Genomic DNA, 13,203 nt, shown 5'->3' on the forward strand with positions numbered 1-13,203 from the left:
CCGCGCCGCTGCCTTCAGGGCGTGCCGCGGAACGCGGTCGCCGGCGTGCAGAGCGCGGCAAGCTCGCGCTCGAACTGCCCCAACACCATCTCGACGTGCAGCTGCGACTGCGCGTGGTGGCGGGCTTCCGCGCCCAGCGCGGCGCGCTGCTGCGGCGCGCGGGCCAGGCGCAGCAGCGCGCGCGCCATGGCGAACGCGCTTTCCGGCTTCACGACCTTGCCGCAATGCCGCACCACCGCCGCCAGTTCGGTGCCGGGGGCAGCCGCGCAGATGACCGGGCGTCCGCTGGCCAGCATGCCGGTCAGCTTGGACGGCATCACCAGGTCGGCCGCGCCGGCCCGCTGCGGCAGCAGATGCACGTCCGCGGTGGCCAGCAGCGCGGGCAGGCGCCGGGCCGCCTGCAGCGGCAGGAAATGCACGTGCGCGAGCCCCGCGCACCGCGCGTGCAGGGCGCTGCGCTCCGGCCCCTCTCCGCAGAACACGAAATGCACCTCGGGCACGCGGCGCAGCAACAGCGCGACGTCGGCCAGCGTCTGCAGGCCCTGCTTGCCGCCCATGTTGCCCGCGTACATCGCCACCACCGCATCGCGCGGGATGCCCAGGTCGGCGCGGAAGTCGACGCGCGTCGCGCCCTCGATCGCTGCCGTGACGTCGATCCAGTTCGGGAACAGCACCAGGCGCTCGGCATCGACGCCCTTGTCCCGCGCGCGCCCCAGCATGCGCCGGGAGATCGTCGACACGCGGTCGAAGCGCCGCATCAGCCAGCGCTCGGCCGTGTCGGCCAGGCCGCGCAGTGCGCGACCTTTCAGCAGGCCCAGCTCGAATGCCGCGTCGACCTCGTAGTCCTGGATGTGCAGCCACGCGCGGGCGCCGCAGAGCCGTGCGCCCAGCACCGCCGCGGGCGCGCAGAACAGCGGCGGCTCCACCACGATGATGACGTCGGGCCGCCGCGCGGCGCAGTACAGCAGCAGCGGCAGGCTGGACAGCGCGTAGGTGGCCAGGTGCACCAGGCGCTTGGCGCCGCCCGGCCGCGCCGGCACCCACAGCGGCGAGCGCCATACCTTCACGCCCTGCCAGAGATGCGCGGCGTAGCGCCACGCCCGGTGGCCCGGGTGCACGCGGTACTGCGGATAGTATGGAGGCGCCGCGATGGCGGTGACCTCGTGCCCGCGAGCGGCCAGCCAGGCCGCCATCTCGCCGGTGTACTTCCCGATGCCGGTCAGCTCCGGCGCGAAGTTCAAGCCGTAGATCAGGATTTTCATGGCGGCTCCGTCAGGTGCGCCGCCTGACGGGCCGACATGGCGTCCCGTGGCACACCATGTCGGCGGGCACGTCGCCGAACACCGAGCTGCGCGCGCCCACCACGGCATTGCGATGCACCGTCACGCCGGGCGCCACGAACACGTCGGTGGCCAGCCAGGCGCAATCCTCGATGACGATGGGACGGCCGCGTATCGGGAAGTCCGGCACGTCCATGGCATGGTCGGCGGCGCACAGGTAGCTGCGCTGCGACACGACCGCATGGTTGCCGATCTGTATGGTGTCCATGCTGTAGAGCACCACGTCGTCGCCGATCCAGCAGTGGTCGCCGATGCGCAGCTTCCACGGGAAGGTGATCTCGACGCTGGGGCGCAGCAGCACGCCCTGCCCGACCCGCGCGCCGAATCCGCGCAGCAGCATCCGGCGAAAGCCATAGGCGAACTGCGGCGACCAGCGGAACGCGGTGCTCTGCACCAGGCGCCACAGCTGCACCACCAGCACGCTCCTGCCGCGAAAGCTGACGGGCATCCGGAACAGGTCCAGGCGTTGGGAGTTTTCCATGGGCGCTCCCGGGTCAGCGCGCGGCGTCGCGCACCGTGTCGGCCGGCGCGGCCGACGGCCGGGGCTGCGCGGCCAGCGTGGCACGCAGCTCGCGGCACTTCAGGCCGATCTGCCAGTAGTAGCCGGCGCGCGCCAGCGCATAGTCCAGCCCCACCTTGCCGTCCAGGAAGCCCAGGCGCAGCACGTAGCCATGCAGGAAAATGATCGGGGCCTTGAAGGGCAGCGCGTTGAACAGGCGCTTGAGCAGGCGCCGGGCGCCCACGTTGGCTTCGCGCGGATCGTTCAGCATGCCGCGCACGCGCAGCTTCGCCTCCCAGTCCGAATAGCGGTTGTGCTTGTCGAAGTAGTGGTACAGCGAGTCGTGGTCGTGGTGTACCATGCGATGGCGCAGCATGAAGGCGCGGCCGTCCACCTGCGGCTGGTAATGGCCTTCGACCTCCCACATGTTGGCCACGTCCAGGTCGTCGTAGTCCAGGAAGCGCGACCGCGCGCGGTGCAGCAGGGCCAGCTTGTACACGCGGTGGCCATGGCGCAGCTGGCGGCCGCAGAACACGTAGTCGAAGCCGATGAACGCGCCGCCCGCGCCACGGTCGAACTGGGGCAAGGCGTCGCGGATCTCGCGGGCCAGCGCCTGCGTCATCACCTCGTCCGCGTCCACGTACAACACCACGGGGTGCGAGAACGGCAAGTTCTGCAGGCACCACTGCTTCTTCTTCGGATACTGGCGGTTCCACTGGAAGGGCACGACCAGGGCGCCCAGCGCCGTGGCCATGTCCACCGTCCGGTCGGTGCTGTCCGAGTCGACGACGAACACCTCGTCGAAGTCGGCCAGCGACCTCAGGCACTTGTCGATGTTCCGTTCTTCGTTCTTGGTCATCACGACCACCGAGACTGGTATGCGATTCATGTACGGACTCCCGCCGCGTCGGCATCGCGGCGCGGCAACAAGGGTTTGAACAGGTCCGCCACCTGGCTGCAGTGGCGCTCCAGCGAGAACTCCGCCGCCCGGCGCGGGCCCAGGCAGGCCAGCAGGCGCCGCCGGGCCGGATCGCGCGCCAGGGCGCCTATCACCCGCGCCACCGCCGCCGCGTCGCCCACGGGCACCAGCTCGCCGAACCTGCCGTCCTGCAGGATCTCGGCGGGTCCCGACGGACAGTCCGTGGCGACCACGGGCACGCCCAGGCACAGCGCCTCGACCAGGGCCAGCCCGAAACTTTCCCGCTCCGACACCGACACGAAGATGTCGGCGGCGGCCAGCATCGGAAAGGGGTTGTCCGCGTGGCCCGCCAGATGCACCGGACTGCCCGGGCGCACCCGCGCGATCTCGGCCTCCAGGTCGGCCCGCAGCGGGCCGTCGCCGACCACGATGATGCAGATGCCCGGATCGTCCAGCAATTGCGCGGCGGCGATCAGGGTGGCGAAGCCCTTGCCCTCGACCAGGCGCCCCACCGCCACCACGTACACCGTTCCGTCGTCGTCCAGCGGCGCGGGACAGGCCCGCGCCTGGGCGCGCACCTGCGCCAGCGCGACGCCGTTGTAGACGTGGCGGCACTTGGGCCGCAGCGACGGCGCCATGGCGACCAGGTCGTCGACGACGCCGCGCGACACGCCGACCACCCGGTCGTGCCTGCCGTAGCCCAGCCGCAGCAACAGGCGCTTCAGGCGCGCCTGCCCTGTCTGGCGATAGTGCGCGCCGGGACTGTTGTGCTCGAAGGCCACGCAGCGGAAGGCGCCGGGCCGCAGCAGGCGCGCGGCGGCGACCAGCAGGTTGCAGAACAGGCCATGCGAACACACGACCGCCGGGCGTTCGCGGCGGATGGCGGCCAGCAGGCGCAGCAGTATCCAGGGCGCCAGCAGATGCATGGTGGTTCCGCCGATGCGGCGCGCCACGCCGCGCGTCACGCGCGCCTGACCAGGCGCCAGCTCGTTGTCGCCGCGTCGCGCGCAGAACAGGGCCGTGGACAGCCCATGCGCGGGCAACTGCTCGACCTGCGCCTGTACGCACCGGCCCACGCCGCCGCGCTGCAGGTCGGGCACCACGAAGAGCACGTCAACCATGATGCGGCAACCTCGGGAAAGAAGACCGGGTGGGTGCGCGCACGGGCGCGTCCAGGCGCCGTGCCGCCGCGGCGGGCCATGCCGGCGGCGTCCGCGGCCGGATGGGTTCCATGGGCCGCCCCGTCGGCCGGGCGGCGGCCGGCATGGCGGGCGGGGTGCGGCTGCGCACCACCGACAGGCAATAGGCCAGCAGGAAGCCCGTGAACGCCGTCTTGGGGGCATAGGCCAGTCCCGCCGACATGGAGTCGACCAGCAGGTAGACGGGCAGGCAGGCGATCAGGTAGCGGCGATGCAGGTCCAGGTTCGGATCGCCGCAGCGCCGGCCCATGGCCAGCAGCATCAGCAGCAGGCAGGGCGCCATGATGAACACCGTGCCCACGACGCCGAACTTCATCAGGTAGAAGGTCCACGAGTTGTGCGAGAAGGTGCTGAGCTCGAAGGTGTCCTCCCCCATCACCCAGCTGCGCAGGCCGGCCCCATGTCCGAACATGGGCTTCTCGCGGAACAGCGCCATCTGCCCCTCGTACTCCTGCACGCGCGCGCCATAGCTGGAGTCCTCGTCCAGCGCCTCCACCGTCAGCACCCGCTGCGACAGCACGTCCAGGTAGCCGATGGCCTGGAACACCAGCAGTCCGGCCACGATCGCCGGCACGAAGATCGTCACCGAGCGCCGCCATGCGCCCACCTTGCCGCCCAGCATCACGGCGATGCCCAGCGTCAGCGCCAGCTGCAGATACTGGCTGCGGTTCAAGCTGAACACCAGCGCCAGGAACATGAACATGACCATCAGGTACGCCGCGCGCGAGGTCAGTCCCAGCTGCTGGCGGAAGTACAGGATCGAGACGATCGACATGGGCAGCACCCAGATGCCCAGGTTGGCGTCGCGCACGGGCTCGATGGTGCTGAAGCCCAGCGCCTGCTTGGCCAGCATCAGCACGGACACGGCCAGGCCGCTGGCGACGATGGCCCACTGCAGGCTGCGGTGCGCGGCCGGGCTGGCGAGGTCCTTGTAGCAAAGGTAGGGCGTGGCCAGGAAATAGAACACGATGCGCAGGTCGCGGGCCACGTCGCCGTAGCTGGAGCCCGGCGGCGGCGATGCCCTGAGCAGGACGTAGCCGATGGCCAGCAGGTTCAGGCCCATCAGCAGCGTGATGCGCGCCGGCGGCAAGGTGTAGGCGGCGGGGTCGGCCAGGCGGATGCCCTTGACCAGCACGATGGCCACGAACATCACATCGAACGCCGACAGCTTGAACTCGCCCACCGAGAGGACGAGCCATTCGTTGCTCAGCGCCAGCGCGCTGAAGACGAACAGGCACAGGTAAGGCAGGGTCGAGGCATGGCGGTAGCGGGGTTGCATGGCGGGCTCGCTAGCGGGCATGCCAGTCGTCGCGACCGGCGAACTTGTGCAGCAGCTTCTCCATCAGGTAGTCGATGTCGCCCTGCCGCGCGTGCGCGGCCACCTTGGCCGCGCGGCACGACCAGCCGAACAGCCGGCCATTGCCCTCGCCCGCCGCGCGGATCTCGCCCACGATCTGGTCGCGCTCGCTCTGCAGCACGTCCTGCATCAGCGTCGTCTTGGTCTGGTCGTGCGCGGTGTACACGCCCATAGCATCCGGCACGATCACGTTGGGACCGTCGCGCAGCAGCCGGCTCCACAGTTCCAGGTCCATGCAATAGCGCATCCGCTCGCTGAGCATGCCGTGCCGCAACAGGCTGCTGCGGCGGAATATCGCCGCCTGGTTCGGGATCGAGGCGCGCACCACCGTCAGCTTGGCGCGGTCCAGCGGGGTGTAGAAGACCCGCCGGAACACGCGGTTCTCGGCGTCGGCGACCAGCAGGTTGCCGCTGACGATGGACGGCTTGCGGCGCGCCGCGGCGCGGCCCAGCTTGAGCAGGGCGCCGGGGCAATAAAGGTCGTCGGAGTTCTGCCAGCCCACGTACTCGCCCGTGGCCATCGCGAAGCCCTTGTTGATCGCGTGCGACTGTCCGCGGTCCGGCTTGCTCTCCCAGTACGCGAGGTGCTTCTCGTACTTGCGGATGATGTCCACGCTGCCGTCCGTCGAGCCGCCGTCCATGATGATGTACTGCAGGCCGGGATAGCCCTGGTTGAGCACCGACAGAATGGTGCGCTCCAGGAAGGCCGCCTGGTTGTACGAGGGCGTGACGATCGTCAGGCTGGGCAGGTCCGTGTCGCGGACCTGGGACGGCACCTGCAGGCGGCTGACGAAGTCGACCAGCATGCGGGTGGATCGCGAGTGGCGGTTGCGCATCAATGACCTCAGCATGTTCTTTGAGTTAGCGTCCCGCGGGTTGCGGGTGGATGAAAGAGCCGGGCCGCGACTGCCGCAGCACCAGGTAAATGCCCGCCAGCGTGGCGACGGCGTATGCGATGCGTGCCCAGCCCGCGGCGCTCTCGCCCAGCGGCCCCACCAGCGCCAGCAGCACGCAGACCATGGCCAGGCCGGCGAATCCGTTCAGCAGGGCCACCGCCCGGCCGTTGCCCAGGCCCAACAGCGCGAAGTGGGCGACGGCGTTCAGCGACAGCAGGCCCGCGGCGACGATGAGCAGCCGGAACGTGGCCAGGTGGCCGTCGGTATGCGCCTGTCCCAGCATCGCCGTCAGCACCTCGCTGCTGACGGCCAGCGCGGCCGCCGTACCCAGCGCCGACAAAGCCAGGTTCAGCGCCATCGACCGGCGGATCTCGTGGGCGATGACGGCGCCGTTGTGCGGCTGCGCCGCCAGCCGGCTGATGCGCGGCATCACCTTCTGGAACACCGCCACCGACGCCGTGTGGATGATCTGCCCGACCTGCGCGCCCACTGTGTAGATCGCCAGGCTCGCGGGGCCGAGCAGCGAGCCGACGAGGATGCGGTCGACCGAACCGAACGCCACCGCGCTCAGGCTGTTCAGCCAGGACCAGCGCGAGAAGCGGAAACCCTCGAGCAGCGCCGCGCGGTCGGCCAGCGGACGCACCACCAGGCTGCCTTCGCTGCGGGCGAACAGGTGCATCTTCGCCAGTCCCGTGGCCAGCAGGCCGCCGGCCTGGGCCAGCCCCGCCATGACGGCGGAATGGGTCAGCAATGCCACCATGCAGGTCGCGCCCCAGGCCGACAGCCGGCCCGCGACCTCGCACAGCGCCGAGGTGGCGAACGCCTCGCGTCCCTTCAGGCACCCCGTGAACAGCTGGTCGATCTGCTGGCTGAGGTACACCACCAGCGCGGGCAGGATCAGCGCGGACAGCGGGATGCCGCCGAATTCGGCCTCGGGCCATACGCCGCCTGCAAGCGCCCAGCCTGCCAGCGCCAGCGCCGCGACCACGCCCAGCGACGCGCCGACCAGGCTCAGGCTGATGCCTGCCCCGTGCATGGCCCCGCCCGGCCGGCCCAGCCGCTCGGACACCAGCTTGGCGCCGGTCACCGCGGCCCCCAGATTGGCGACGTTGCCGAACCCAGCCAGCGCCATGATCATCGCGAACTGCCCGAAGCCCACCGTGCCCAACTGGCGCAGCAGCACCGGCGTGGCCGCCAGCGCCACCAGCGGCGCCAGCCCGTACTCCATCAACCCCCAGAACGACGCATTGCGGGCGACGTATCTGCGCATCAGCTCACGCATGGTCAGGACTCCCCGGCTCGATGCCCGTGGCGGACCGGTGTCAGGCCTGGGCCCGCAACGGGGTCTGGACCGGGGCGTGCAGCGGCGCGGCCTGCGGGCGGATCTCGAAGCGCTCCAGGTAGTCCCTGCAGGTGGACTCGATGCCCTGCCGCAACCCGATGCTGGCGCGCCAGCCGATCTCCTGCATCCGGCTGATGTCCAGCAGCTTGCGGGGCGTGCCGTCCGGCTTGCTGTCGTCGTAGACCAGCTCGCCCTCGTAGCCCACGACGTCGGCGACCAGCGCGGCCAGCTCGGCGATGGTCAGGTCCTGGCCCACGCCCACGTTGTAGATGCCGCTGGCGTCCTCGCTCTCGACCAGCGAGACGCAGGCGCCCGCCAGGTCGTCGACGTGCAGGAACTCGCGGCGCGGCCGGCCCGTGCCCCATATCGTCACCTGCGGCAGCCCCATGCGCCGCGCTTCCACGAACTTGCGGATCAGCGCGGGCAGGACGTGGCTGCCCTGCAGGTCGTAGTTGTCGTTGGGCCCGTACAGGTTGGTCGGCATGGCGCACAGGTAGCGCGTGCCGTACTGCCGGTTGTACGCCTCGCACAGCTTGATGCCGGCGATCTTGGCCACCGCGTAGGGTTCGTTGGTCGGCTCGAGCGGTCCTCCCAGCAGCGCGTCCTCGCGGATGGGCTGCGCCGCCAGCCGTGGATAGATGCACGATGATCCCAGGAACAGCAGGCGCCGCACGCCGGCGGCGAACGCGGCCTGGATCACGTTGCACTCGATCATCAGGTTGCGGTAGATGAAGTCCACCGGATGGGTATGGTTGGCCAGGATGCCGCCCACCTTCGCGCCCGCCAGGTACACCACGTCGACGCGCTGCGTGCGGAAGAAGCTGTTCACCTGCCCCTGGTTCTCCAGGTCGAGCTCGCCGTGCGTGCGCGTGACGAGATTGCGGTGGCCGCGCCGTTGCAGCTCCCGGACGATGGCCGAACCCACCATGCCGCGATGGCCGGCGACGTAGATGTGCTGGTCGAGAGAGTCCATGGCGCTATTCCCGGAATGCGTAGACGTCGTAGCCGTTCTTCTCGACCAGCGCATCGCGCTGCGCCTCCTTCAGGTCGCTGGCCACCATCTCGCGGACCAGCTCGTTGAAGCTGGTGCGCGGCGTCCATCCCAACTTCTGCCGGGCCTTGGTCGGATCGCCCAGCAGCGTCTCCACCTCGGCGGGCCGGAAGTAGCGCGGGTCCACGCGCACGATCACCTGGCCGGACTTCACCGCATCGAAGGCGGGGCTCAGCAACACGGTGGCGGTCTCGTTCACGCCCTCGCCTTCCCAGGCCAGCAGGATGCCCAACTCGCGCGCGGCGACGTTGATGAAGTCGCGCACGCTGTACTGCATGCCGGTGGCGATGACGAAATCCTCGGGCTGGTCCTGCTGCAGCATCAGCCATTGCATCTCGACGTAGTCGCGCGCATGGCCCCAGTCGCGGCGCGCCGACAGGTTGCCCACGTGCAGGCAGCCTTCCAGGCCCAGCGCGATGCGGGCCAGGGCGCGGGTGATCTTGCGCGTGACGAAGGTCTCGCCGCGGCGCGGCGACTCGTGGTTGAACAGGATGCCGTTGCAGGCGTACATGCCATAGGACTCGCGGTAGTTCACGCAGATCCAGTAGGCGTACAGCTTGGCGGCCGCGTAGGGACTGCGCGGATAGAACGGCGTGCTCTCGCGCTGCGGCACCTCCTGCACCATGCCGTACAGCTCCGACGTCGAGGCCTGGTAGAAGCGCGTGCGGTCGTCCAGCTTCAGGATGCGCATGGCTTCCAGCAGGCGCAGCGTGCCCAGGCCGTCGGCATTGGCCGTGTACTCCGGCTCTTCGAACGACACGCCGACGTGGCTCTGCGCGGCCAGGTTGTAGATCTCGTCGGGTTGCACCGCCTGCACGATGCGGATCAGGCTGCAGGCGTCCGTCATGTCGCCATGGTGCAGGATGAAGCTGCGCAGCGTCTCGTGCGGATCCTGGTACAGGTGGTCGATGCGCGCGGTGTTGAACATCGACGCGCGGCGCTTGATGCCGTGCACCTCATACCCCTTGGCCAGCAGGAACTCGGCCAGATAGGCGCCGTCCTGACCGGTGATACCCGTGATCAAAGCCCGTTTCGGCATGGTGGTGTCCTTAAGTCGGTGTGTGCAGGAAGATTACCGAGGCCTTGGTAGCCAGCCTATCGACCGGATGGCGTAGTGCATGCCGCCTACGGCGCGGCCCCGGCGCGTGCGGACCCGGTGCGGCCCGCTAGGCGCGCCCGTACATGTCCTCGAGCCGCACGATGTCGTCCTCGCCCAGATAGGCGCCGGACTGCACCTCGATGAGCTCGAGGGGAATCTTTCCCGGGTTCTCGAGGCTGTGGACCTCGCCCAAAGGGATGTAGGTCGACTGGTTCTCGGTCAGCAGGTAGGTGCGCTCGCCGTTGCGGATGCGCGCCGTGCCCGAGACCACCACCCAATGCTCGGCGCGGTGGTGATGCATCTGCAGCGACAGGCGCGCGCCGGGCTTCACCGTGATGCGCTTGATCTGGTAGCGCGTGCCCTGCCCGACCGCGTCGTAGGATCCCCAGGGCCGGCGCACCTCGCGATGCTGCGCCAGCTCGGCGCGGCGCTGGCCGCGGAAGGTCTCGACCGCGCGCTTGACGTCCTGCACCCGGCTCTTGTGCACCACCAGCACGGCGTCTGCGGTCTCGACCACCATGACGTCGTCCAGCCCTATCGTGGCCACCAGCCGATGGCTGGCGTGCACCAGGCAGTTGCGCGAGTCCTGCACCAGCACGTCGCCCAGCACCGAATTGCCTTCAGGGCCCTTGCGCGTGATGTCCCATACGGCGTCCCATGCCCCCACGTCGCTCCAGGCCGCCGTCAGCGGCACGGCCACGGCGCTGTCGGTGCGCTCCATCACCGCGTAGTCGATCGAGTCGCTGGGGCAGGCCTCGAAGGCGGCGGGGTCCAGGCGGAACACGGCATCGTCGCCGGCGCCGCCTTCGACGGCCTGCCGCGCGGCCGCAAGGATGGCCGGCGCCAGCCGTTCCATCTCCGCCAGCAGCACGGAGGCGCGGAAGGCGAACATGCCGCTGTTCCAGCAATAGCCACCTTCGCTGAGGAACTGCGCGGCGCGCTGCGCATCGGGCTTCTCGATGTAGGCCTCGATCCTGCGCCACGGCCCCGCGCCGGGCTGCAGGCGCAGGTAGCCGTAACCGGTGGACGGCTCGCGCGGATGGATGCCGAACGCCACCAGCGCGCCCTCCTCGGCCGCCCGCACGGCGACCGCGAAGGCCTCGCGCAGCGCCTCGCCCTGTTCGATCACGTGGTCCGAGGGCACGACCAGCAGCACGGGGTCCTGCCCTTGCTGCATGGCGCGCAGCGCCGCGGCGGCGATGGCGGGCGCCGTGTTGCGCGAGCACGGCTCCAGCAGCAGGTCCGCCTGGATGCCGGACAGGTCCTGCATCTGCTCGGCGGCGATGAAGCGGTGCGCCTCATTGCACACCAGCATCGGCCTCTGCGCGCCGGCGTGGGACGCCATGCGGATGACGGTGTCCTGCAGCAGGCTGTGCGCGCCCGTCAGGCGGATGAACTGCTTGGGCAGGAATTCGCGCGACAGCGGCCACAGCCGCGATCCGGATCCTCCGCAAAGCACGACGGCGCGAAACTCGGGTAGGGGGCAGGTCATCGAAGATGCTCCATGAAGTAGGCCCGGGTGTAGGGATGGACGTCCGGGTCGGCCGCGGCGGCGGCGGGGGCGTCCCAGCGATAGCCGAGGTGCTGCCCGGCGGGCAGGGCCATGACGTGCGGATCGACGGACAGCCGCATCTCGTAGGCCAGCACGACGTAGTGCGTGCGGCGGCCGGGCTCGCCGGAGAAATTGATGTCGTAGAAGTGCTCGTAGACGCCCAGCAGCGTCCAGTGGCGTGGCGACAGCGTCATGCCGAGTTCCTCGCGGACCAGGCGGGTCAAGGCGTGGTCCAGCGTCTCGTCCTTGCGGATCCGCCCGCCCGGCACGAACCAGCGGCCCCGGGCCGGCGGATTGCTGCGCAGGCCCAGCAGGTAGCGGCCGTGCGTGTCGCGCACCAGCAGGTCCATGGAGACCAGCGGCAGCATGTCGACGGCTTCGCGAAAGCGCGCGGGGCTGAGCGTCCCCACGGGCTGGCTGTCGGCGTCAGTAGACATTTTTCCCGGTCCAGCCCGCCACGGCGGTCTTGGCGATGATGCGCAGGTCCATCAGGAAGGTCCAGTTCTGGATGTAGTACAGGTCGAACTCGACCCGGTCGCGCATCTTGTGCAGCGTGTCGGTCTGGCCGCGAAAGCCGTTCACCTGGGCCCAGCCGGTGATGCCCGGCTTGACGCGGTGGCGCATCATGTAGCGGGCGACCAGGTCCTTGAATTGCTCGTTGTGCTCCAGCGCGTGCGGGCGCGGCCCGACCACGGACATGTCGCCGCGCAGCACATTGATGAACTGCGGCAGTTCGTCAAGGCTGGTGCGGCGCAGGAACGCGCCCAGCGGCGTGACCCGCGCGTCCTCGCGCGTGGCCTGCGTGACCACGCCATGCGCCTCCTGGTGCTGGGTCATGCTGCGGAACTTGTAGACCTTGAAGACCTTGCCGTCGACGCCCAGCCGCGCCTGCGTGAACAGCACGGGACCGCGCGATCCCAGCTTGATCAGCAGCGCGATGCCCAGCAGCAGCGGCGCCAGCGCCGTCAGCACGCACAGGGCGAAGGCGCGATCGAACGCCTCCTTCGCCATGCCGCGTATGCCCGCGGCCGGCAGGCTGTTCAGCTCGATCGCGGGCACGCCCAGGAACTCGTGGGCCCGATGCCCCAGCAGATGCACCGACATCACGTCCGGAATCCAGCGCACGTCGATGGGATCGTGGCGCAGATGGTAGGCGGCCTCGCGCACCAGCTGGCTGGACTCCACGGGCAGCGCGATCCAGACCTCGCGCACCTCGCGTTCGCGCACGAAGGCCGACAGTTCGTCCAGGGCCTTCAGGCGATGCGCCTGTGCCGGCGTCTGCTCCTTCGTATCGACGTAGATGCCCACGATCTCGTAGCCGGCGCTGCGGGCCGAGTGCACGCGCCGCCACAGGTCATGGCCCATCGCGCCGAATCCCACCATCACCACGCGCTTGCGGTCCAGCCCGCGGTCGCGCACCCGCCGCATGGCGCCGTGCGCGACCAGCCGCACGCCGACCAGGACCACCGCCGTGCCGGCGAACCACACGCCGGCCCACAGCCGCGAAATCGCGTCGGTCTGGTGGCTGAGGAAACTGACGAGGATGGCCAGCGCGAACACGGTCGCCCAGGCGCCGAGGCTGCGCGCGGCCAGGTCGACCAGGCTGCGGCCGCGCCACGAAGCGTATAGGCCGAACGCAGGAAAGACCGCGAGGGCCACGGCGCTGCACAGATAGACCAGCAAGGCATGTATCGGCGCGGGATCGGTCTGCTGCCGCAGGTCGAACTCGTGCAGGGCGATCAGGCCGGCCACCGCGATGATGGCGGCGTCCGTCAGCCGGAACAACAGGCTGGCGTCGGCCAGCCTGCCGGATACGTACATCGATGGCGATTCCATGAGGCCTCCCGAACGGTGCACGCGATGCAGCCGCGGCGCGGCGTTCGACATTGCGCAGCCATGGTAGGAAAACGGCCCCGAGCGTCGCAACGGCCAAAGGAAGTAGACGGCGCA

Annotated in this window: 12 protein-coding genes; all 12 read right to left on the bottom strand. The window is 69.8% G+C overall.

Features of this window, described 5'->3' with window-relative positions; all coding sequences use genetic code 11:
* Positions 1-14: 14 nt before the first annotated feature.
* Positions 15-1,262, bottom strand: coding sequence for a glycosyltransferase WbuB (locus FS845_RS17735; RefSeq protein WP_144637723.1), 1,248 nt, complete (start codon positions 1,260-1,262; stop codon positions 15-17).
* 10 nt (positions 1,263-1,272) lie between these two features.
* Complete coding sequence (locus tag FS845_RS17740; protein ID WP_144637725.1) at positions 1,273-1,821, bottom strand: putative colanic acid biosynthesis acetyltransferase; 549 nt, start codon at positions 1,819-1,821, stop codon at positions 1,273-1,275.
* Positions 1,822-1,834: 13 nt separating this feature from the next.
* The gene (locus FS845_RS17745; RefSeq protein WP_144637727.1) at positions 1,835-2,728 is read right to left on the bottom strand and encodes a glycosyltransferase family 2 protein; all 894 of its coding nucleotides are present in this window, start codon (positions 2,726-2,728) and stop codon (positions 1,835-1,837) included.
* Complete coding sequence (locus tag FS845_RS17750) at positions 2,725-3,879, bottom strand: glycosyltransferase (RefSeq protein WP_144637729.1); 1,155 nt, start codon at positions 3,877-3,879, stop codon at positions 2,725-2,727. The genes FS845_RS17745 and FS845_RS17750 overlap by 4 nt, the downstream gene beginning before the upstream one ends.
* Positions 3,872-5,236, bottom strand: a complete 1,365-nt coding sequence (locus tag FS845_RS17755) for an O-antigen ligase family protein (protein WP_144637731.1) — start codon at positions 5,234-5,236, stop codon at positions 3,872-3,874. The genes FS845_RS17750 and FS845_RS17755 overlap by 8 nt, the downstream gene beginning before the upstream one ends.
* A gap of 10 nt (positions 5,237-5,246) precedes the next feature.
* The gene (locus FS845_RS17760; protein WP_144637733.1) at positions 5,247-6,149 is read right to left on the bottom strand and encodes a glycosyltransferase family 2 protein; all 903 of its coding nucleotides are present in this window, start codon (positions 6,147-6,149) and stop codon (positions 5,247-5,249) included.
* Between the two features lie 25 nt (positions 6,150-6,174).
* Positions 6,175-7,491, bottom strand: a complete 1,317-nt coding sequence (locus FS845_RS17765) for a lipopolysaccharide biosynthesis protein (RefSeq protein ID WP_144637735.1) — start codon at positions 7,489-7,491, stop codon at positions 6,175-6,177.
* Positions 7,492-7,531: 40 nt separating this feature from the next.
* Positions 7,532-8,524, bottom strand: a complete 993-nt coding sequence (locus FS845_RS17770) for a GDP-L-fucose synthase family protein (RefSeq protein WP_144637737.1) — start codon at positions 8,522-8,524, stop codon at positions 7,532-7,534.
* Between the two features lie 4 nt (positions 8,525-8,528).
* Positions 8,529-9,641 (bottom strand): GDP-mannose 4,6-dehydratase, encoded by a 1,113-nt coding sequence (gene gmd, locus FS845_RS17775; protein ID WP_144637739.1) that lies wholly within the window; start codon positions 9,639-9,641, stop codon positions 8,529-8,531.
* Positions 9,642-9,768: 127 nt separating this feature from the next.
* Positions 9,769-11,193 (bottom strand): mannose-1-phosphate guanylyltransferase/mannose-6-phosphate isomerase, encoded by a 1,425-nt coding sequence (locus FS845_RS17780; RefSeq protein ID WP_144637741.1) that lies wholly within the window; start codon positions 11,191-11,193, stop codon positions 9,769-9,771.
* Positions 11,190-11,690 carry a GDP-mannose mannosyl hydrolase gene (locus FS845_RS17785; protein WP_144637743.1) on the bottom strand — a complete coding sequence of 167 codons (501 nt, stop codon included), beginning with the start codon at positions 11,688-11,690 and terminating at the stop codon, positions 11,190-11,192. Before FS845_RS17785 ends, FS845_RS17780 begins: the two co-directional genes overlap by 4 nt.
* The gene (locus FS845_RS17790; RefSeq protein ID WP_144637745.1) at positions 11,680-13,089 is read right to left on the bottom strand and encodes an undecaprenyl-phosphate glucose phosphotransferase; all 1,410 of its coding nucleotides are present in this window, start codon (positions 13,087-13,089) and stop codon (positions 11,680-11,682) included. Before FS845_RS17790 ends, FS845_RS17785 begins: the two co-directional genes overlap by 11 nt.
* Positions 13,090-13,203: the final 114 nt, after the last annotated feature.

This window comes from Bordetella genomosp. 13 (assembly GCF_007679965.1).
GTDB lineage: Bacteria > Pseudomonadota > Gammaproteobacteria > Burkholderiales > Burkholderiaceae_B > Bordetella.

Coding starts and splice junctions, on each gene's coding strand:
- FS845_RS17740 (WP_144637725.1), bottom strand. CDS start 1,821: ATGGAAAACTCCCAACGCCTGGACCTGTTCCGGATGCCCGTCAGCTTT.
- FS845_RS17785 (WP_144637743.1), bottom strand. CDS start 11,690: ATGTCTACTGACGCCGACAGCCAGCCCGTGGGGACGCTCAGCCCCGCG.
- FS845_RS17760 (WP_144637733.1), bottom strand. CDS start 6,149: ATGCGCAACCGCCACTCGCGATCCACCCGCATGCTGGTCGACTTCGTC.
- FS845_RS17765 (WP_144637735.1), bottom strand. CDS start 7,491: ATGCGTGAGCTGATGCGCAGATACGTCGCCCGCAATGCGTCGTTCTGG.
- FS845_RS17745 (WP_144637727.1), bottom strand. CDS start 2,728: ATGAATCGCATACCAGTCTCGGTGGTCGTGATGACCAAGAACGAAGAA.
- FS845_RS17735 (WP_144637723.1), bottom strand. CDS start 1,262: ATGAAAATCCTGATCTACGGCTTGAACTTCGCGCCGGAGCTGACCGGC.
- FS845_RS17755 (WP_144637731.1), bottom strand. CDS start 5,236: ATGCAACCCCGCTACCGCCATGCCTCGACCCTGCCTTACCTGTGCCTG.
- FS845_RS17780 (WP_144637741.1), bottom strand. CDS start 11,193: ATGACCTGCCCCCTACCCGAGTTTCGCGCCGTCGTGCTTTGCGGAGGA.
- FS845_RS17770 (WP_144637737.1), bottom strand. CDS start 8,524: ATGGACTCTCTCGACCAGCACATCTACGTCGCCGGCCATCGCGGCATG.
- FS845_RS17750 (WP_144637729.1), bottom strand. CDS start 3,879: ATGGTTGACGTGCTCTTCGTGGTGCCCGACCTGCAGCGCGGCGGCGTG.
- gmd (WP_144637739.1), bottom strand. CDS start 9,641: ATGCCGAAACGGGCTTTGATCACGGGTATCACCGGTCAGGACGGCGCC.
- FS845_RS17790 (WP_144637745.1), bottom strand. CDS start 13,089: ATGGAATCGCCATCGATGTACGTATCCGGCAGGCTGGCCGACGCCAGC.